The sequence below is a fragment of the Deltaproteobacteria bacterium genome, from assembly GCA_026388545.1.
GTDB lineage: Bacteria > Desulfobacterota > Syntrophia > Syntrophales > UBA2185 > JAPLJS01.
Map to the genome: position 1 here is coordinate 1 of JAPLJS010000044.1, position 19,108 is coordinate 19,108.

Below are 19,108 nucleotides of genomic sequence, written 5' to 3' on the forward strand. Positions count from 1 at the left end.
ACGCAAAGGTCTCTTATAGCGGGAAAACGTAATGATCGATATTCAAAACCAGAAAGATAACAGAAATATAGATATTCAAAAAGTCGGCGTTAAGGGAATAAAATACCCTATTGTCGTTCTTGACCGCGCCAACGGTACCCAGCACGTTAACGCAACCATCAACATCTATGTCAACCTTCCCCACCACTTCAAGGGGACACATATGAGCCGTTTTGTCGAAATTTTGAATGAATTCAGGGGTCAAATCAACATTAAAACCTTAAATAAAATTCTCCAAAAGATCAGGAAAAAACTTCACGCAGAATCGGCGCATATAGAGATTGAATTTCCTTACTTTGTTGAAAAAACCGCCCCTGTATCGGGGTCAAAAAGCCTCATGGACTATATGTGCTCCTTCAGTGGACAAAACAACGGTAACAAAACCGCTTTTCTGGTCGGCGTTGTTGTGCCGGTCACTACGGTGTGCCCCTGCTCAAAGGAAATCAGCAACATGGGCGCTCATAACCAGAGAAGCATGGTAACCGTGAAGGTCAGGTTCAACAAGTTTTTCTGGATCGAGGATATCATCAGGATAGTGGAAGACTCGGCAAGCGGTGAAGTGTACTCGCTTTTAAAAAGAGTGGATGAAAAATTCGTCACGGAAAAAGCTCACGAAAATCCGATGTTCGTTGAAGACGTAGTAAGAAATGTGGCCCAAGAGCTCAACAGGGATGATAATTTCAGATGGTACAGCGTTGAGGCTGAAAATTACGAAAGTATTCATAATCACAGCGCTTACGCTTACGTAGAGAAAAATTGCAAGACGGATTCCTGATGGGCGATGACAGGAGTCTTCTTCATTTTCCTTTGACAAAACCCTTTGAATCATTTAGAAAATCTGTTAGATTCCTCTTAGAAAGATTTGAAACAAAGCGACATGCATTTACAGTAACATCCGGTGGCGTGTGTGCATTGCGAAACGGGAAGGAATTGTAAACCATGGAATCAAGTGACAAGCTAACATTTTTTAACATATACAAGCAGGGATTCATAAGGGTTGCCGTCTGCATACCGGAGGTAAAGGTAGCCGACACGCCATTCAACGCCGCCGGCACAATCAAACTGGCGAAGCAAGCTTCAGCTAACAACGCGATTTTTACACTCTTCCCTGAGCTCGGCATTACCGCCTATTCGAACGATGACCTGTTTCAACAGGATGCTCTCCTGAAAAGCGTCATCGACGAACTCAACGACATTCTCCAAGCCACGAAAGACCTGAATACAATTATAGTTATCGGCGCCCCCCTGCGGGTCGATTTTCGTCTATTCAACTGTGGCATTGTCCTCCACCGCGGGCGCATCCTCGGCATTGCAGTCAAATCCTATCTGCCTACCTATCGCGAATTTTACGAAGGCCGCCAGTTCAGTCCGGCTGAAGATGTTCAGTCCAAGACAATCGACATTTGCGGGCAGGCAAACATCCCTTTTGGAGCGGACATTCTCTTTGATGTCGAGAATATACATAATTTTAAATTCTTTATTGAAATATGTGAAGATGTCTGGGTACCTGTCCCACCATCGAGCTTTGCCGCCATGGCCGGAGCAACTCTCATCGGGAACCTTTCCGCATCCAACATAACCGTTGGAAAATCGGAGTATCGCCATTCCCTTGCGTCCAGCCAGTCCGCACGCTGTATTTCTGCATACCTTTATGCGGCTTCAGGTCCGGGTGAATCCACCACCGATCTTTCATGGGACGGTCATGCGCTGATTTATGAAAACGGCAATCTCCTGTCAGAATCGGAACGTTTCTTCCATAAATCCCAGGTAATCTATGCTGATGTAGATCTGGACAGACTGGCCCAGGACAGAATGCGTATGAACAGCTTTGGTCAGAATGCCCGCACCCATAAAGAAAGACTCAAAGGATTCCGGAAAGTATCATTTTTCGTCGATCCTGTTGAAAAGAGAATATTGCTGACAAGGGAATATCCAAGATTCCCGTATATACCTGCAGATCCCGGAAAGCGTGACCAGCGCTGCTATGAAGCTTATAACATCCAGGTTCACGGGCTGGCCCAGCGGTTGAAATCATCAGACATCAAAAACGTAGTAATCGGTGTATCGGGCGGCCTGGACTCCACCCATGCCCTGATTGTTGCTGCGAGGACTATGGAACTCTTAAACCTCCCGTTATCCAATGTTAAAGCGTACACCATGCCGGGTTTTGCGACATCGGAGAAAACGTACACAAATGCACTCAGGCTGATGAGGGCAATCGGTGTTGAGTCGAACGAGATTGATATAAGACCCAGTTGTATGCAGATGCTCAAAGATATCGGCCACCCCTATGCAGAAGGAGAAAAGCTGTACGATATTACTTTTGAAAATATTCAGGCCGGTGAGCGTACTTCCCATCTGTTTCGAATTGCCAATATGAGAAACGCCCTCGTTGTCGGTACAGGTGATCTCAGCGAACTGGCACTCGGATGGTGTACCTACGGTGTCGGTGATCACATGTCTCATTACAATGTGAACGCCAGTGTGCCAAAAACCCTTATTCAGCATCTGATCCGATGGGTTGCCCATTCTTCGCAGTTTACTGAGGAAACTTCCGAAATCCTGCTTGACATTCTTGAAACAGAAATAAGTCCTGAGCTTATCCCGGGAAAAGATAGTGATCAACCCGCTCAAAAGACAGAATCTTCCATAGGCCCCTATGACTTGCAGGACTTTAACAACTTTTATATAACCCGTTTCGGCTACCTCCCGACCAAAGTGGCCTTCATGGCCTACTGTGCATGGAGAGATAAAGCAAAAGGACTATGGCCCGATGTGCCTGAAGAAAAGAGGACTCAATACACGATTGGAGAAATAAAACAGTGGCTTGAAGTCTATCTGTACCGCTTCTTCAAGTTGAGCCAGTACAAACGCTCATGTATGCCGAATGGCCCGAAAGTGGGATCCGGGGGGTCTCTCTCTCCAAGGGGAGATTACAGGGCACCGAGCGATAGTGAAGCCACCGTTTGGCTGGATAACGCTAAAAACATACCGGAAAAGGATGATTAGACACTATGCAGAGGGAAACGTACAAAGACTTTGATGCCACGGAACTCTTTTGCCCCAATTGCAGGAGGGCCGTCCCGGTGAGAAAGAGGCTCCTGCTGATCCTGTCTAATGGCGATAAATATGATTACTCATGCGTATTCTGCGGAACGTCAGTAGGGGATAAAACGGTCTCACAGAAGGATAATTTCAGGATAGAGATAAAATAAAAGTGATCACCGATTTACCTTTTTCTCCATGGCTTTTTTCAATTTTTCTCCAAGAGAACCAGTGCCGGACGAAGAGGTATCTTTTTCGCCAACGTCCTTATAAATAAGACTGCTCTTTGCCCCTCCCGATTCCCCTTCCAGATAGTCTCCAAGAATGCCACGGCTATGAACATCCTCATGACAATACACGCAGAGATTCTCCCAGTTACTCCCGTCCAATGGATTGTTGTTATGGTTGCCGTCCTTGTGGTGAACGGTCAGCAGGTGCCGTTTCGACTCATCAAACTCCCTCCCGCACCGAGCACAGATAAGATCATAAAGAGCCAATGACCTTTCCCGGTAATCTTCACCCGGCAGTTTCTGCTGTTCTCTCTTCAGTTCACGGACAACATCTTCAGGAGATTTGCCGTCTTTAGACTTATCCTTGACAGTTATCGTACGGACACGCCCCCATTTTTTCCCATACGTAGCCCGGGGCATTCCATGCACCTCCACAATTCCAAACAAATTACAAAGAGTTTACTGTGATACGAGCGTTATTCGGATCTACGGGAAGAGAAAAATACTTTCATAAAAGCTTTCACCCCCGTCGCAACCGCGAGAGCATTTCTGAGCGTTTTGAAAACGGGAAGACGAACAGCGGCGCGTAGGATATTTTCTACATCCAATACAATGCTCATGAGCCCCTGAATGCGTCTGGCTACAAGCGACAGCCCCTCAATCTGTTCATTGACCGTATGGGTCGCTTTGTTGATATTCGCGGTAATTTCTTCCAGATTCTTGAGGATACCGGGCAGACTTTCATTGAGCATGTGCAGGGTTTCGGTAATACCCTTTGCGGTCCGCCAGATCTGCAACAGAAAGGGGATGGACAATACAGCGATGAGGAGAAATACGATGCTTAAAATAGCCACACTGATTTCGAGAAACATTGATATCCCCCTCTTTTTTTAGCTAAGGCGCTTTTCATGATTACGCCTTCTCTTTTTCTTCCTTAAAGGCTTCAACACCCGCATCTATCGCTTTCTTCAGGCGGCCTTTCGTGTCGAGCAGTGTGTCTTTTCCTCGTTCAGCCAGCCCTTCAACCTTTTCCTCCATTTCTCCTACTTTCTCCTTCGCGGAAGATTCCAGTTGTTTCAAGCGGCTAACGGCAGCATCGTAAGCTTTTTTACTTTTTTCCAGAGCCTGCTCGTATTCCTCCTTGGCCTTTTCCATCAATTCCTCTGCTTTCCTGCTGATGTCCTCCCGCGTTTCCTTACCGCTTTTCGGCGCATAGAGAATCCCGATAACGGCGCCAATCAATCCCCCAACAAGCAAACCTTTAATGAAATCATCGACTCTATTCGACATTTTTTCACCTCCTGATTTTATTAAAAATCCCTCAATTCCAGCCAGATGATTAAGTGGCCGGACTAATTTGTCTTCGAAACAGCAATAAACACTGAATAGTGAGTCTACTTAATACTATAGTAGGTTTATACAGATTTACATGAAAACATGCAACCCCAAAATGAATGGGTAAAGAATTTTTCATTATTGAGTAGTTCAAAGATTTCTCTGATTGTAACGCCTTCGTGAATATGCTATCAAAATCCGATTTTAGTTCAAAACCCTTTAGGATAGAATATGAAAAAAACGTCTTGCCAGGCTGAAGCAGCTCTGAAGAGGCTTCTGGAAATTATTCAAACATTGAGATCTCCCGACGGGTGTCTCTGGGATAAAAAACAGACAAAGGAAGATATCGCAAAATACCTGCTGGAGGAAACCTACGAACTCATCGATGCCATAGACAGCGGTTCTCCGCTAGCCCTCAAAGAAGAAATGGGGGATCTTCTTTTTCAGGTTCTTTTTCTGGCACGTATTGCAGAAGAAGCGGGTGAATTTAACCTCTCCGATGTTATGGAATATGTCGCGGAAAAGATGATAAGAAGGCACCCCCATGTCTTTGGAAATACAAAAGTTAAAAATATCGAGGAGATCAAGGCAAACTGGGAGGACATAAAGAAATATGCGGAAAACAGAAATGAAAAACCGTGCGGCATTTTTGACAGGATACCGCAATCGATGCCGTCTCTCCTCAGGGCACAAAAAATAACCGAGAACGCCTCCAAAGTCGGTTTTGACTGGAAAAAAACGGAAGAAGTCCTGGCTAAAATCGAAGAGGAACTCAGTGAATTCAAGGCTGCCCTGAAAACCAATAACGCAAAGTATATCAGGGAAGAAATTGGCGATCTTTTGTTTTCACTCGTAAATCTCTGTCGATTTGTGGATGTAAATGCCGAAGATGCTCTGAAGGCCTCTCTTGAGAAATTTACCGACAGATTCTCTTACGTCCAAAAAAAGCTCACGGAGCAGGGAAAGAGTCTTACCGAGGCATCACTCGAAGAGATGGATGATCTGTGGAATGAATCGAAATTAAAGGAATGACGATACAATGAAGTATTTTCTCTGTGTGTTGGGAATGGTTTTCATCATCGAAGGACTCCCCTACTTTGCCTTCCCGGAGAAGATCAAGACTTATCTCATGAAATTACAGGAAATGCCTGACTCGACCCTGAGGCTCTTCGGGTTATCTGCAATTATAACGGGGCTTTTTCTCGTGTTTTTCGGAAGAAGTTGAGAGATGAGATTAAAGGATTTCGACTACTATCTTCCGGAAAAGCTTATCGCCCAGCGCCCCTGTGATCTAAGGGACCATTCCCGGATGATGGTCGTCAGGAGAAAAACCGAAGAGGTTGATTGTAAAGTATTTCATAACTTCCCGGACTATTTACAAAAAGGCGATGTTCTGGTTATTAACGATTCAAAAGTAATTCCGGCGCGGCTCATTGGAAAAAAGGAAACAGGGGGAATGATCGAGATACTCCTTCTGTCAAGAAAATGCGAAGCTTCAGGACCGTTACCGACGTGGGAGGTATTATTAAGACCTGCAAAAAGAGTCCGTGTCGGAACCAGAATAGTGTTTGACGGCGATTGTGAAGCACGGGTTATCGACCGGGTGTCGGACAAAAAATGGATCGTCACATTTCTGATAAGCGTGGAGTTTGATCTTTTTCTGGAAAAATACGGAAGGGCACCTCTGCCTCCCTACATCAAACGAAACAAAGGCAGTGCAGAATCTCCTGAGGATATTGACAGATATCAGACAATCTATGCGAAGCGGCCCGGCTCGGTTGCTGCACCAACCGCGGGTTTGCATTTTTCTCAGAATATCCTCGACACACTCAAAAAAAACGGTGTACACATTGTCCCGGTTACACTCCACGTCGGTTACGGGACATTCCTCCCCATCGAGACAGATAGTGTTGAGAAGCATGTAATGGAAGAGGAGTTCTTCGAGATAACGAAAGAGGCAGCAGAGGTTATCAATGAAGCCAAAAGGGTCATTGCCGTAGGAACCACATCGACAAGGGTTATTGAATCGGCTGCTGACGAAACGGGGAGAATAAAGCACTTTTCCGCGTATACCGGACTTTTTATCTATCCCGGTTACCGCTTCAGAAGAGTTAATGCACTGATCACTAATTTTCATCTCCCCAGATCTTCTCTGTTCATGCTTGTGTGCGCATTTGCCGGCGGAGATTTGATGGTAAAAGCATACAATCAGGCAATAGAAAATCAGTTCCGCTTTTACAGTTATGGGGACTGTATGTTGATAGTATAAAATGAGGAGGCAGAATACAGGGGGCAGAATACAGAAGACAAAGTACTCAATAATTATTACTGATGCCTGACTCCTAAATGTTAGACGCGTATGATGTACCAATTTAAACTGCTCAAAAAAGACCCCACATCCGAGGCGCGCCTCGGAAAAATCTGTACACCCCATGGCGAGGTGAATACCCCCGTTTTTATGCCGGTAGCCACCCAAGGTACTGTAAAGTCTCTCGTCCCTGAAACGGTGAGGGATCTTGGAGCCGAAATGATCCTCTCAAACACCTACCACCTCTATTTGAGGCCCGGTCATGATATTATTAAAGAATTCGGAGGTCTCCACAAATTTATGAACTGGAACTCTCCTATCCTGACCGACAGCGGCGGTTTTCAGGTATACAGCCTCGGGGCCATGAGAAAAATAACGGACGACGGGGTAATTTTTCAATCGCACATTGATGGGTCCCGGCATTTCATAAGTCCGGAGCTGGCGGTTGAGATTCAGGAGGCTCTCGGTTCAGATATCATGATGTGTTTCGACGAATGCACACCCTACCCTGCCAGCTTTGAAGAGGCGGAAAAATCTCTCGAATTGACTGTTAATTGGGCCAGGAAGTGTAAAAACAGTAAGAAAAATGATCATCAGGCCCTCTTCGGAATCATTCAGGGTGGAATTTATCCTGACCTCAGGAAGCGGGCGGTAGAAGATATATCGGCAAATATCGGCTTTGACGGCTATGCCCTGGGCGGGTTGAGCGTGGGAGAACCGAAAGAAGACATGTTGAGTATCACTAAACTGATCACCCCTTTGCTTCCCGAGGATAAACCAAGGTATCTGATGGGTGCGGGAACGCCGGAAGACATTGTTGCGTGTGTGAGTTATGGTATAGACATGTTCGACTGCGTAATACCCACCCGTTGCGCCAGAAACGGATTATTATTTACAAATCATGAAAAGGTTGTTATAAAGCACGCTCGTTACCGGAATGATAATCTCCCTGTTGATAGCACATGTGATTGTTATACTTGCAGAAACTACTCACGGGCATACTTGAGGCATCTGTATATGGCCAAGGAGATCTTGGCCATGATTTTAAATACGATCCACAATATCCGGTACTATATGCACCTTATGGAACGAATCAGGGCAGCCATAGGTGATGGCAGGTACCAGGTTTTCAAGAAAGAATTTTTAAACAGCTGTCAACTTTCAGCCGATAGCTGACGGCTATACTATACTGAAAGCTGAGCGCTGACAGTAAATCGCAAAAGAGGAGGACTTGACATTGGAAGATATTGCTTACGCTATGGGGGGCGCCGGTGGAGGCGGGATCGCCGGAGGGGGAGATATTAGTTTTATCATCATGATGGCTGTTGTTTTCGCCATCTTTTACTTTCTCATGATACGACCTCAACAACAAAAACAAAAAGAAATTAAGGTGATGCGTGAGAACCTCATTCATGGAGACATGGTCATGACCGTGGGAGGGATTCACGGAAAAGTCACAGGTTTGACAGATACTCTTGTTACAATTGAAATTGCTGAGAAAGTAAGGATAAAAGTCTCACGAGAATTTATCGGTACTATTACTCAGAAAGCTGCAAAAGAATGATGTCAAAAGAGGTAAAACATGCTTAAGGGTATTAAAATCAGGGCTGCTTTGGCATTCGTTGTCTGCCTTCTCGGAATATTTTATCTTTTACCTTCCCTGACGCCGAATCTTCCGGACGTGTGGCAGAAATACCTGCCCACGGATAAAATCCACCTGGGTCTTGATCTTCAGGGAGGAACCCATCTCGTTCTGGAGGTGGACACGGAGAAGGCGGTTGAAAGCACCATTGTACGATTATCCAATGACGTGAAGGAAACCTTGATGAGCAATAAGGTCCGCTTCATTCATCTTGAAGGGACAAAAAAGACAGACGTCATATCCTTCGAACTGCCTGACAGTGCATCGAGGGCTGCTTTTGATAAAGTCATCAAAGATAATTATCCCGATTTAGAAGCTGTCTCGTCGGAAGTCCGGGGGGGTAAAGACACTGTTTCTCTCAAGATTAAGAGCAAACGAGCTGAAGATATCAAGAAAATGGTCATTGAACAGAGCCTTGAAACCATCCGGAACAGGGTTGATCAATTTGGTATTACGGAACCGGAAATCATCCCCGAGCGTAATGACCGTATCGTCATTCAGCTTCCCGGCATCAAGGATACGGAACGGGCAAAAAATCTTATCGGCAAGACGGCTCTTCTCGAATTCAAGCTTGTTGATGAAGAAAAAAGCATCGATAATGCACTGCGAGGCAATGTACCTGAAGGCGATGTCATTGCATATGAAAATCGCCTGGATAGACAAACCGGACGAAGAACAAGTACTCCCATTCTGCTCAAGAACAGAACCCTCCTCACCGGTGGATACCTTGAAAGTGCCCAGGTAAAAATCGGTGACCGCTTTAATGAACCCTATGTGGCCATAAAATTCAACGCCCAGGGTGCGAAGGACTTTGACAGGATAACCGGGGAAAACGTGAAAAAGCGCTTGGCGATTGTTCTTGACGGCGTAGTACACTCGGCGCCGGTAATCCAGGAGAGAATATCGGGAGGTGATGCCCAGATTACGGGTTCATTTACCCTGGACGAAGCAAAGGATCTGGCAATAGTCCTCAGGGCGGGAGCCCTTCCCGCACCGGTAAATATTCTCGAAGAAAGGAGCGTCGGGCCTTCTTTAGGACAGGATTCCATCGACAAAGGGATGTGGGCCGCCATTCTTGGAGGCATCCTTGTCGGCTTGTTTATGGTGGTTTATTACAGGCTCTCAGGAATTGTGGCAAATGTCGCTTTAATCATGAATATCGTAATCATACTTGGCGCATTAGCCGCCTTCAGGGCCACCCTGACCCTTCCCGGCATTGCGGGCATCGTCCTCATCATTGGTATGTCTGTAGATGCCAACGTCTTGATATTTGAGAGAATTCGTGAAGAGTTGAGGGCGGGCAAAACACCGAGAGCGGCTATTGAAACGGGATATGCCAAGGCTTTCATGACAATTTTTGACACAAACGTGAATGCATTAATTGCATCTCTGTTTCTCTTCGGTTTCGGTACAGGTCCGGTTAAAGGCTTCGCCGTTACTCTCAGCATAGGCATAATCGCAAGCCTTTTCACCGCTGTTTTTGTGACGAGAATTATCTTTGACTATTTCATCTGGTATCGAAAAATCGAATCCGTTAGTGTCTGATACTCGGCACCGGAGCTTACTGCATTTTTTGCAAACAGGAGATATAAATGGAACTTGTAAAACCGGGAATCAACATCAACTTTGTAGGGAGGTTAAAATACGCCATTGCCTTCTCGGTAGTGCTCACCATTATATGTATTATATCCATCTTTTGGAAGGGACTGAATTACGGAATCGATTTTGCCGGCGGAACCCTGGTGCAGATCAAATTTCACAAAGCAACTTCCGCGGATGATATCCGGAAAGTCTTAACACAGATCGGCATTGACGACAGTGTCATCCAGACTTTTGGCGCCGACGAGGTAATAATCAGAACAGCAAAGTCTTCTACGGAAATTAAAGGCCTCTCCGGCAAGATCGAGGATTCATTAAATGCCGCATACGGCAAAGATGCTTTTCAGGTACAGAGAGTCGAGGTGGTCGGCCCGAAGGTTGGAAAAGATTTAACGCAAAAGGCGATTCTGGCTGTCATTTTCTCATGGGTTGGCATGCTCATCTATATTGCTTTCCGGTTCGAACTTCGTCATGCCGTAGGCGGCATCGTGGGTGTAGTCCACGATGTTATTGTTACCGTAGGAATTTTTTCCATTTTCAACATTGAGTTCACTCTGACCATTGTTGCCGCGCTCTTAACCATTATCGGCTACTCCATTCATGACACCATCGTAGTTTTTGACCGGGTCAGAGAAAACGTAAGAAAAAATACGAAGAAAGATCTTCCCACCATCATGAACGAGAGTATCAATCAGACGTTAAGCCGGACAATCCTGACTTCATTTACGGTGGTCCTTGTTGTTGCCGTTTTGTTTTTCTTTGGCGGCGCTGTTATCCATGATTTTGCCTTTGCGCTTCTGGTAGGCGTGATCTTCGGTACCTATTCATCCGTTTTTATTGCGGCTCCCGTTGTTCTCGCGTGGGAAAACTATAAACCATCGACACTGAAAAAGAAGAAATAAGTAGTGACCCCTCTCGAAACTGCAGGACTAACCATTTTCATTCTCGTATTGTTTGTGGGAATCTTCTCCACAATCTTTGGTATTCCCGGAACAGTCATAATTCTGATCAATGTGACCCTTTACGCCTTGATCACCGGCTTTGATAGAATTGGCATAACGATTATAATTATCCTATTAATGATCTCTATCTTGGCAGAAGCTACGGATTTTGTACTTGGAATGTCGGGTGCGGCAAGATTTGAAATTTCTAAAAGAGGAATATGGGTTTCCCTTATCGGTGGTTTTGCCGGCGCCATGGTGATGACCCCGGTCATTTTCGGTTTAGGAACTGTCGTGGGAACCTTTCTCGGCGGATTTACCGGTGTATTGAGTGTTGAGCTGCTCCGTCAAACAAAGTTAAGACCGGCGCTGAGGGCAGGCTATGGTGCTATCTTGAGAAGAGTTATCGGAATCCTCGTAAAAGGATTTTGCGCCCTTGTAATGATAATTATCACAATGACGAATATATACTCATAAAGGCTGAATCATGACCAAAACCAAATCCAAAGTGCAAGAATACGCGGAGGCAATAATCATTGCCATCCTGATTGCCCTTTTTATAAGAACCTTCATAATCCAGGCATTTAAAATACCATCAGGATCGATGAAGCCGACATTTCAAATCGGAGATCATATACTGGTGAGTAAATTCATCTATGGTATAAAAATACCTTTTATCAGAAAGACGCTCATTTCTATTAGTGAACCAAAAAGGGAAGATATTGTGGTGTTTATATACCCTGAAGACCGATCCAAGGATTTTATCAAAAGGGTCATCGGGGTAAGCGGCGATACCATAGAAATAAGAAACAAGAAGATTTACTTAAACGGCTTGCCAATGAACGATGCCCATGGTGTTTATACCGACGATTTCATCATACCGGGTTCTATACAACCTCGCGATAACTTTGGGCCGATCACCGTTCGTCCCGGCTCCATTTTTGTGATGGGTGATAACAGAGACCAGAGTTATGACAGCAGATTCTGGGGTTTCGTTGACCTGAAAGATGTTATGGGGAAAGCTTTTATTATTTACTGGTCATGGGATAAGGAAAACCACAGTGTCAGGTGGAACAGATTTGGCCAAATTCCCCATTAATCCAGTATCTCTATCAAATTTATTTTATTCCCCCGCTCCCCGCCTTCACGGGGATAGGCATTAAATGTTACATACAAGCAGAACGTCTGTCCTGCTGCTACCCCCTTAGCCCTGATCCTTGATATCCCGGCTTAAATCAGAGAAGAAACAACCATTGCACCTGAGATAAAAATGAGGATAAAAACGGTCAACCAGGCAATGGTGTTCATCACAGGTCCATTGGTGTATCTCCCCATAATCCGCCGGTCGTTGATAAGAATCAGCATAGCAATCAGAACAAAAGGAAGAAGTGTCCCATTGATTACCTGCGAATAGAACATGATAGAGATCAATGGTATGCCGGGAAGAAGGATAATGCCTGCCCCTAAAAATATCATGAGGAAATACATGCCGTAGAATTGCGGCGCCTCGGTAAATTTACGATCAAGGCTTGATTCCCAGCCGAAAGCCTCGCAGATGGTGTAAGCTGTGGAAAGCGGCAAGATTGAAGCAGCAAACAGTGATGCATTCAGCAATCCAAAGGCAAACAGCAACGAGCAATATTTCCCTGCTAACGGCTCTAAAGCGAGCGCCGCATCCTTGGCTGTCTCTATTTTTATCCCGTTTTGGAAGAGGGTGACAGCACAAAGCATGATGATAAAAAAGGCAACGATGTTAACGGTGAAAGAGCCAAAGATCACATCCAGCCTGGTGTAATTGTAGTCGTCCGTCTTCAGTCCCTTGTCAACAATGGATGACTGGAGATAGAATTGCATCCACGGGGCAATGGTTGTCCCGATAATCGCTATAACCATGGTAAGAAAACGGGGATCAAAGCTAACAGTGGGCGTAACAAACGCCGACCCGATGGCGCTCCAGTCGGGCTTGCCCATAAAGCCGGAAACAATGTAGGATAGATAAAAAAGACAGGCAAAAAGAAACGCTTTCTCCACGGTTTTATATGTCCCCTTGACCACCAGCCACCAGACAAATATGGCGCTCATGGGTACCGAGATGTATTTACTGACTCCGAATATTTCCATACTTGCCGCCACACCGGCAAATTCTGACCAAGTATTCCCCAGATTCGCAAGGAATAACAAAATCATCAAATAGAAAGTTACTTTAGCGCCAAAACGCTCACGAATAAGGTCGGATAGGCCCTTACCGGAAACCACCCCCATACGGGCACACATTTCCTGGATAATAATAAGCACCAGTGTAATAGGGATCAGGGTCCAGAGAAGGGACAGGCCAAATTCAGCACCTGCTAAAGAATAGGTGGTAATCCCACCCGCGTCATTATCAACGTTGGAAGTGATGATCCCCGGGCCGAGAAGGGCGAAGAAAATGCCAAGAGACCTCCAGGTTCTTCTGGGGAAAATGTTTTGAAGCATAGACCGGAACGATGTTTTTGAAGCACTGCTAACCATGATTTTCTATCACCATCTTCGTCCATAGCCATTATTTTCCCAGATGGGGAGCAACCACATCTAAAAGGTTTTTAAAGATGATTACCCCTTTAATTACGTTCGTTTCATCCACAACCGGTATGGCCATGATGCCATACTTGGCAAAATGCTCGGCAATTTCTTCTTTTTCCTCATCCAGAGACACGGAAACGACCCTTGTATCCATCAACTCAGAAAGCGCCGTCTCAGGCGAGGCTACCAAGAGCTCCCGCAGACTGAGCATACCTAGGAGGTGTTCATACTCATCAACCACATACAGGTAATAGATAAAATCCATATCCTCAGCTTCCTTGCGAATATGCTCCAGGGCTTCACCAGCGGTTTCCGACGGAGTGAAACACAAGAAAGAAGTGGTCATAAGGCCCCCGGCTTTTTCTTCCGGGTGAGACAGCAGTTCCTTGACATCTTCTGCAATATCTTTCTCCATTTCCATGAGGATATCCTCAGCCTTATCTTTAGGAAGATCTCCCAATAGATCCGCTGCCTCACTCAGAGACATTTCTTCTATGATATCAGAAGCTTTCGATACTTCCATATCTTCAATTAAACTAACTTGAATTTCCGGATCCGTTTCTTCAAGGGTTTCGGCGGCTGTCTCAACGTCCAGGGCTTGAAAAACGGCAGTTCTTTTATGAATATCGAGTTCCTCTATTATATCAGCAAGATCAGCAGGATGTAACTGGGATAATCGATTCTGAGAGATCTTAAGGCGCAGGAGGTCGGGAGAAGAAAGCGGCTGGACGAATTTCCAGGAAATAAACTGATCAGCAGGAACATAATCAAAAAATCCGCGTGAAAAAATATCCATAGTCTTTTCCAGACCCACACGCCGCATCAAGCCGCGAAAACCAACATCTACGTGCACTAAGTGAAGATATCCGCGCGCTTTCAGAAATTGAAGATCATTCACCCTGCGAACTTTTGCCCCATCGGTATCGACAATCTGCTTGTCCAACAGCGTATCCTTAAGCAAGCGTTCCCCATCACGAAGAACGGGTTCCGCAATATACTCTAAAGACTGAGGATCGGCAACAAATTTACCCCCCATCTCAGTAACACCTTGCCACGGCAGAGAGGCAAGCTTTTTCCTGTCGCCTTTCAAAAGTATATGCGTGATGATCGGATACGGTTCGGTCAGGCCGGCGATTACGTCAATGATCTTTCCCAGTGGCCTGCCTCTATCATCAGAAACATTTTTACCCAGGATACGGCTTAAAAATAAAAAAACCTGTGGTTCTGAATTCACTACCATACTTACGTACCTCCAGGCAGATTTGCTATAGCATTATTGAAAATATTAAAAAAGCTTTTTTTATCTCAATCGATGTGCTATAAATTAGCATAATAGAGCGGTAAAAAAGGTGATATAGAAACGTAGGATTGAGCCTTTTAATTTAATCCTGAGAGATTGAAAAAGGATATGAAATTAAGACATTTTTCAGCTTTTTAAAGCCTTCTCATCCAGTGGGAAGGCTTTTTTTATAATTACGGATGTGCAGAGGTGAAACAGGGCAATGGAGCAGAAAAAGGTAGTCATGGATGCTGACGGCATTGACAGGTCTCTCACCAGGATAGCTTACGAAATTCTGGAAAAAAATAAAGGTACAGAGGAATTGTGTCTTGTAGGGATCAGGACCGGCGGTGTTTTCCTTGCGGAGAGACTGAAACAAAAGATAAGCAGACTGGAAGGAATTGACATACCTTTCGGCATTCTGGACATAACCCTGTACCGTGATGATCTTCGCCTTACCGATAGTAAGCATGTGTTAGGAAAAACAGATATACCGTTTTCCCTGGATAATATGAAAGTTGTATTGGTTGATGATGTTCTCTTTACCGGCAGAACGATACGGGCCGCAATGGATGCTCTTATCGATTTCGGCAGACCCAAGCTTATCCAACTTGCGGTACTTATCGACAGGGGACACCGGGAACTTCCCATAAGGGCAGATTTCGTCGGCAAGAATTTACCCTCTTCGCTATGGGAATCTGTAGTTGTAAAACTCACAGAGAAAAATGGGATAGACGAAGTCGTCATTCAAGAAGGCAACCAGTAAGTAAGGTGCAAGGTGCAAGGTGCAAGGTTAGAGTTTCCTTGTTCCTTGAACCTCGAATCCTTTTTGCAACTTAATTGGAGAAGAACCAAATAATATATTCGCTATCTTAATGATTTGTTTGAGGTTCCGATATGAAGTTAACAAAAAAAGATATTCTTGGCATAAAGGACCTATCTGTTGATGAAATTAATCTCATTTTGGATACGGCAGTGTCCTTCATCGAAGTCTCTACAAGGGAAATTAAAAAGGTGCCAACCCTGAGAGGGAAAACAGTCGTCAATCTGTTTTTCGAGGCCAGTACAAGGACCAGAACATCTTTTGAAATTGCCGGGAAAAGACTAAGCGCCGATACCATTAATATCTCCGCATCAACAAGCAGTGTCGTAAAAGGTGAAACTCTCATTGACACTGCTCGAAACTTAGAGGCCATGAATCCGGATGCCATAGTTATCAGGCATAGTGCAGCCGGGGCTCCCCATATTCTCGCCAGGATGGTGAAGCAGTCCATTATCAATGCCGGCGATGGAGCCCATGAACACCCAACCCAGGCCTTACTGGACATGATGACCATACGAGAAAAGAAAGGGAAGGTTTCGGGTCTCAGGGTGGCAATTGTCGGCGATATCGCACATAGCCGGGTAGCCCGTTCCAACATATACGGCCTTACAAAGATGGGAGCCCACGTTATTGTGGCCGGACCGGCAATGATGATTCCTCGAAACATTGAACGCATGGGAGTGACCGTTCATAACAATCTGGAAGAAGCGATCAGGGATGTAGATATCATTATGATGCTCAGAATTCAGCTGGAACGACAGCAGCAGAAAACATTTCCATCGCTCCGTGAGTATTCCAACTATTTCTGTCTCAACAGATACAATATAAAGCTGGCAAAGGAGGACGTCCTGGTTATGCATCCGGGACCGATCAACAGGGGCATTGAAATCACTTCGGATATCGCCGATGGTCCTTATTCTGTAATACTTGACCAGGTGACAAACGGCGTTGCTGTAAGAATGGCACTGCTCTATCTGTTGATAGGAGGCAAATCATGACGGCATCGTCAAAAGTCCATATACTGCGTTCCGCTTCATCATCCTTCGTCATTACGGCATACATCCCAGTATGCCTCATTCCTCAGGATTCGCGAGCCTTGCCTATGGACTTTTTACTTCGCCGTCTATCATACAATCGATTTTTCAGCTTTTTAGGAGGCAAATCATGAAATTACTGCTTTCGGGTGGAAGGATTGTTGACCCTTCCCAGGATCTGGATGAACAGATGGACATCCTGATTGAAAAAGGAAAAATCGCCGCGATCGGGGGAAATATACAAAAAACCGGAACTAATTCCCGGAAATCAACAGCCGAAGAAATCAATGTCATTGACGTCAGGGGTATGATTGTGGTGCCGGGACTCATCGATATGCATACCCACCTGCGCGAACCGGGGTTTGAATATAGAGAAACAATCCAGACGGGGGGCGAAGCCGGTGCAGCCGGTGGATTTACGTCGATAGCCTGTATGCCCAATACGAATCCGGTCAATGACACTCGATCGGTAACGGAGTACATAAAGAGAAAGGCTGCTGCCAGTAATCTTGTTAACGTATACCCCGTTGCAGCTATTAGTATGGGATCGGAAGGGGCCGCTCTTACGGAATTCAGGGATTTAAAAGATGCCGGCGCCGTTGCATTCTCAGATGATGGAAAACCGGTCATAAACAGCGCTCTCATGAGAAGGGCTCTCGAATATGCATCTTCCCTCGATATACCGATAATATCGCACTGCGAGGACATCCACCTGTCGGCAGGGAGTTCAATGAATGAAGGATTTGTAGCCACAGAACTCGGTCTTCAGGGAATTCCCAATATAGCGGAAGACATAATCATTGCGAGGGATATCATTATCGCTGATTATACCGGAGCAAACCTTCACATCGCCCACGTGAGCACCGCGGGAGCCGTCAGACTGATCAGAGATGCCAAAGAGAGGGACATCAGGGTAACTGCGGAAACAGCTCCCCATTACTTTACTCTTACCGACGAGGCATTGAGGCAATTCGACACGAACGCGAAAGTCAACCCCCCTCTCCGCACAGAAGAGGATGTCAATGCTGTAAAAGAGGGACTTAAGGATGGAACCATTGATGCGATCGCAAGCGATCACGCTCCGCATGCCTCAACAGATAAGGAAGTAGAATTTGAATACGCAACATTTGGTATTACAGGATTAGAAACCTCACTTGCTCTTAGCCTGAGACTTGTTGACGACGGCATCCTCACACTGAACCAGTTGATCTTCATGATGAGCAAAAATCCTGCCAAGATACTTAATATTCCCAAGGGAACTCTGAAAATAGGTGCCGATGCCGATATCACGGTGATTGATCGTGATAAGAACTGGATAGTTGATCGCAGCAGACTGCGTTCAAAAGGAAAAAACACACCCTTTCATGGATGGACAATGAAAGGAAAAGCCGTAATGACAATTATGGGTGGAAAAATAACCTATCAGGAATTACCATGAACACGCGGGTGGTACATAAGAGTCCGGCGATTGTCCTCCACGGCCTCGATTACGGAGAATCAGACCGGATTGTAACCTTTTATACCCACGATTTCGGTAAGATCAAGGGAATCGCAAAGGGCGCCCGGCGAAGCAGAAAAAGATTTTCCAATGCCCTTGAACCCTTTTCATACGGTAACATCATTTTTTCTAAAAAGGGACGCGGAACATTGGCTTTGATTGAAGGTATTGACATCATCAACCACCATGCAAAAATCAGGGAAGATCTCGGAAACACACTGATATCCTCGTATCTCATAGAATTAATTGATAAATTTACGCTGGAAGGCAAAAAAAATGCTAATTTATTTCAATTACTGCAAAGCTTCCTTGGACTCATTGATGCCGGTCGCCCGTCAGAGGCTTTAATCCGTTTTTTTGAAATGCGTCTCCTCAAACTTACAGGATATGAACCGGTATTAGACCAGTGCATGATCTGCAGGAAGCCTGTTAGTGAAAAAGTAACCTACTATTTTATCACAAGTGATGGAGGCCTGAGATGCAATACGTGCTACCAGAATAACTCCCGTTCCCTTAACGTTTCTCTCGGAACCATTAAAACTCTCCTGCTGGGAAAAGAGATAGATATTGAAAGAATCAAGATGGTTACCCTATCAGAGATGATGGCTAAGGAAAGCAGGGACATCCTCGTCGGCTTCATTCACCATCTCTTAGGGAAGGAATTAAAATCCCTCCACGTTCTCAACGAAATCCATAAAATGGGGATCTGATCTTCATAGTAACGGTACCAAGTTTCATATTGACACAGGTTTTTCCCCGTGTTATGTACTGCT

General features: G+C 45.2%; 20 protein-coding genes and 1 pseudogene. 16 read left to right on the top strand and 5 right to left on the bottom strand.

Translation table 11 applies throughout. From position 1 onward, the window contains the following. The first annotated feature begins 31 nt into the window (after window positions 1-31). The 3 genes from folE2 (at window position 32) to NTW12_04550 (ending at window position 3,254) form a co-directional block, all read left to right on the top strand. Window positions 32-814 carry a GTP cyclohydrolase FolE2 gene (gene folE2 / locus NTW12_04540; GenBank protein ID MCX5845614.1) on the top strand — a complete coding sequence of 261 codons (783 nt, stop codon included), beginning with the start codon at window positions 32-34 and terminating at the stop codon, window positions 812-814. A 164-nt stretch (window positions 815-978) separates the two neighbouring features. Then, entirely contained in the window at window positions 979-3,048 is a 2,070-nt protein-coding gene (locus tag NTW12_04545; protein MCX5845615.1) for an NAD(+) synthase, read from the top strand. A gap of 5 nt (window positions 3,049-3,053) precedes the next feature. After that, complete coding sequence (locus tag NTW12_04550) at window positions 3,054-3,254, top strand: cytoplasmic protein (protein ID MCX5845616.1); 201 nt, start codon at window positions 3,054-3,056, stop codon at window positions 3,252-3,254. Window positions 3,255-3,383: 129 nt separating this feature from the next. Here NTW12_04550 and NTW12_04555 read toward each other — a convergent pair. The 3 genes and pseudogenes from NTW12_04555 to NTW12_04565 all read right to left on the bottom strand — a co-directional run bounded on the left by NTW12_04555 (window position 3,384) and on the right by NTW12_04565 (window position 4,604). Then, window positions 3,384-3,689, bottom strand: a pseudogene (locus tag NTW12_04555) (YajD family HNH nuclease). A gap of 101 nt (window positions 3,690-3,790) precedes the next feature. Beyond that, the gene (locus tag NTW12_04560; GenBank protein MCX5845617.1) at window positions 3,791-4,186 is read right to left on the bottom strand and encodes a DUF948 domain-containing protein; all 396 of its coding nucleotides are present in this window, start codon (window positions 4,184-4,186) and stop codon (window positions 3,791-3,793) included. A 40-nt stretch (window positions 4,187-4,226) separates the two neighbouring features. Continuing rightward, window positions 4,227-4,604 carry a YtxH domain-containing protein gene (locus NTW12_04565; GenBank protein MCX5845618.1) on the bottom strand — a complete coding sequence of 126 codons (378 nt, stop codon included), beginning with the start codon at window positions 4,602-4,604 and terminating at the stop codon, window positions 4,227-4,229. Window positions 4,605-4,880: 276 nt separating this feature from the next. Between NTW12_04565 and mazG the strand changes: the two genes are divergently transcribed. The 9 genes from mazG (at window position 4,881) to lepB (ending at window position 12,238) form a co-directional block, all read left to right on the top strand. Beyond that, window positions 4,881-5,681, top strand: a complete 801-nt coding sequence (mazG, locus tag NTW12_04570) for a nucleoside triphosphate pyrophosphohydrolase (GenBank protein MCX5845619.1) — start codon at window positions 4,881-4,883, stop codon at window positions 5,679-5,681. A gap of 7 nt (window positions 5,682-5,688) precedes the next feature. Further along, window positions 5,689-5,874, top strand: coding sequence for a DUF2065 domain-containing protein (locus NTW12_04575; GenBank protein ID MCX5845620.1), 186 nt, complete (start codon window positions 5,689-5,691; stop codon window positions 5,872-5,874). 3 nt (window positions 5,875-5,877) lie between these two features. Next, the gene (gene queA / locus NTW12_04580) at window positions 5,878-6,918 is read left to right on the top strand and encodes a tRNA preQ1(34) S-adenosylmethionine ribosyltransferase-isomerase QueA (GenBank protein MCX5845621.1); all 1,041 of its coding nucleotides are present in this window, start codon (window positions 5,878-5,880) and stop codon (window positions 6,916-6,918) included. 90 nt (window positions 6,919-7,008) lie between these two features. Continuing rightward, on the top strand, window positions 7,009-8,133 hold the full coding sequence (gene tgt, locus NTW12_04585; protein MCX5845622.1) for a tRNA guanosine(34) transglycosylase Tgt: 1,125 nt from the start codon (window positions 7,009-7,011) through the stop codon (window positions 8,131-8,133). Window positions 8,134-8,194: 61 nt separating this feature from the next. Next, window positions 8,195-8,521 (top strand): preprotein translocase subunit YajC, encoded by a 327-nt coding sequence (gene yajC / locus NTW12_04590; GenBank protein ID MCX5845623.1) that lies wholly within the window; start codon window positions 8,195-8,197, stop codon window positions 8,519-8,521. Between the two features lie 18 nt (window positions 8,522-8,539). Continuing rightward, window positions 8,540-10,144: a protein translocase subunit SecD gene (secD, locus tag NTW12_04595; GenBank protein MCX5845624.1), complete on the top strand. Its 1,605-nt coding sequence runs from the start codon at window positions 8,540-8,542 to the stop codon at window positions 10,142-10,144. Window positions 10,145-10,191: 47 nt separating this feature from the next. Beyond that, a complete protein-coding gene (secF, locus tag NTW12_04600; GenBank protein MCX5845625.1) occupies window positions 10,192-11,100 on the top strand; it encodes a protein translocase subunit SecF in 909 nt (302 codons plus the stop codon). A 3-nt stretch (window positions 11,101-11,103) separates the two neighbouring features. Next, complete coding sequence (locus NTW12_04605) at window positions 11,104-11,616, top strand: DUF456 domain-containing protein (protein ID MCX5845626.1); 513 nt, start codon at window positions 11,104-11,106, stop codon at window positions 11,614-11,616. Between the two features lie 10 nt (window positions 11,617-11,626). Then, window positions 11,627-12,238: a signal peptidase I gene (gene lepB, locus NTW12_04610; GenBank protein MCX5845627.1), complete on the top strand. Its 612-nt coding sequence runs from the start codon at window positions 11,627-11,629 to the stop codon at window positions 12,236-12,238. Window positions 12,239-12,369: 131 nt separating this feature from the next. Here the strand turns inward: lepB and NTW12_04615 are convergent, their stop codons facing one another. After that, the gene (locus tag NTW12_04615; GenBank protein ID MCX5845628.1) at window positions 12,370-13,614 is read right to left on the bottom strand and encodes an Nramp family divalent metal transporter; all 1,245 of its coding nucleotides are present in this window, start codon (window positions 13,612-13,614) and stop codon (window positions 12,370-12,372) included. A gap of 67 nt (window positions 13,615-13,681) precedes the next feature. Beyond that, window positions 13,682-14,941, bottom strand: coding sequence for a CBS domain-containing protein (locus NTW12_04620; GenBank protein ID MCX5845629.1), 1,260 nt, complete (start codon window positions 14,939-14,941; stop codon window positions 13,682-13,684). Between the two features lie 262 nt (window positions 14,942-15,203). Here NTW12_04620 and pyrR point away from each other — a divergent pair, with 262 nt between their 5' ends. From pyrR to recO, 4 genes are all read left to right on the top strand, one after another. Beyond that, window positions 15,204-15,746: a bifunctional pyr operon transcriptional regulator/uracil phosphoribosyltransferase PyrR gene (gene pyrR, locus NTW12_04625; GenBank protein MCX5845630.1), complete on the top strand. Its 543-nt coding sequence runs from the start codon at window positions 15,204-15,206 to the stop codon at window positions 15,744-15,746. 131 nt (window positions 15,747-15,877) lie between these two features. Beyond that, window positions 15,878-16,801 (top strand): aspartate carbamoyltransferase catalytic subunit, encoded by a 924-nt coding sequence (locus NTW12_04630; GenBank protein ID MCX5845631.1) that lies wholly within the window; start codon window positions 15,878-15,880, stop codon window positions 16,799-16,801. 166 nt (window positions 16,802-16,967) lie between these two features. Then, the gene (locus tag NTW12_04635; GenBank protein ID MCX5845632.1) at window positions 16,968-18,275 is read left to right on the top strand and encodes a dihydroorotase; all 1,308 of its coding nucleotides are present in this window, start codon (window positions 16,968-16,970) and stop codon (window positions 18,273-18,275) included. After that, the gene (gene recO, locus NTW12_04640) at window positions 18,272-19,045 is read left to right on the top strand and encodes a DNA repair protein RecO (GenBank protein ID MCX5845633.1); all 774 of its coding nucleotides are present in this window, start codon (window positions 18,272-18,274) and stop codon (window positions 19,043-19,045) included. Before NTW12_04635 ends, recO begins: the two co-directional genes overlap by 4 nt. Window positions 19,046-19,108 lie beyond the last annotated feature (63 nt).

Excerpts from the sequence above, each read along its gene's own strand:
- folE2 (MCX5845614.1), top strand. The coding sequence starts at position 32 with ATGATCGATATTCAAAACCAGAAAGATAACAGAAATATAGATATTCAA.
- NTW12_04545 (MCX5845615.1), top strand. The coding sequence starts at position 979 with ATGGAATCAAGTGACAAGCTAACATTTTTTAACATATACAAGCAGGGA.
- NTW12_04550 (MCX5845616.1), top strand. The coding sequence starts at position 3,054 with ATGCAGAGGGAAACGTACAAAGACTTTGATGCCACGGAACTCTTTTGC.
- NTW12_04560 (MCX5845617.1), bottom strand. The coding sequence starts at position 4,186 with ATGTTTCTCGAAATCAGTGTGGCTATTTTAAGCATCGTATTTCTCCTC.
- NTW12_04565 (MCX5845618.1), bottom strand. The coding sequence starts at position 4,604 with ATGTCGAATAGAGTCGATGATTTCATTAAAGGTTTGCTTGTTGGGGGA.
- mazG (MCX5845619.1), top strand. The coding sequence starts at position 4,881 with ATGAAAAAAACGTCTTGCCAGGCTGAAGCAGCTCTGAAGAGGCTTCTG.
- NTW12_04575 (MCX5845620.1), top strand. The coding sequence starts at position 5,689 with ATGAAGTATTTTCTCTGTGTGTTGGGAATGGTTTTCATCATCGAAGGA.
- queA (MCX5845621.1), top strand. The coding sequence starts at position 5,878 with ATGAGATTAAAGGATTTCGACTACTATCTTCCGGAAAAGCTTATCGCC.
- tgt (MCX5845622.1), top strand. The coding sequence starts at position 7,009 with ATGATGTACCAATTTAAACTGCTCAAAAAAGACCCCACATCCGAGGCG.
- secD (MCX5845624.1), top strand. The coding sequence starts at position 8,540 with ATGCTTAAGGGTATTAAAATCAGGGCTGCTTTGGCATTCGTTGTCTGC.
- secF (MCX5845625.1), top strand. The coding sequence starts at position 10,192 with ATGGAACTTGTAAAACCGGGAATCAACATCAACTTTGTAGGGAGGTTA.
- lepB (MCX5845627.1), top strand. The coding sequence starts at position 11,627 with ATGACCAAAACCAAATCCAAAGTGCAAGAATACGCGGAGGCAATAATC.
- NTW12_04615 (MCX5845628.1), bottom strand. The coding sequence starts at position 13,614 with ATGCTTCAAAACATTTTCCCCAGAAGAACCTGGAGGTCTCTTGGCATT.
- NTW12_04620 (MCX5845629.1), bottom strand. The coding sequence starts at position 14,941 with ATGGTAGTGAATTCAGAACCACAGGTTTTTTTATTTTTAAGCCGTATC.
- pyrR (MCX5845630.1), top strand. The coding sequence starts at position 15,204 with ATGGAGCAGAAAAAGGTAGTCATGGATGCTGACGGCATTGACAGGTCT.
- NTW12_04630 (MCX5845631.1), top strand. The coding sequence starts at position 15,878 with ATGAAGTTAACAAAAAAAGATATTCTTGGCATAAAGGACCTATCTGTT.
- NTW12_04635 (MCX5845632.1), top strand. The coding sequence starts at position 16,968 with ATGAAATTACTGCTTTCGGGTGGAAGGATTGTTGACCCTTCCCAGGAT.
- recO (MCX5845633.1), top strand. The coding sequence starts at position 18,272 with ATGAACACGCGGGTGGTACATAAGAGTCCGGCGATTGTCCTCCACGGC.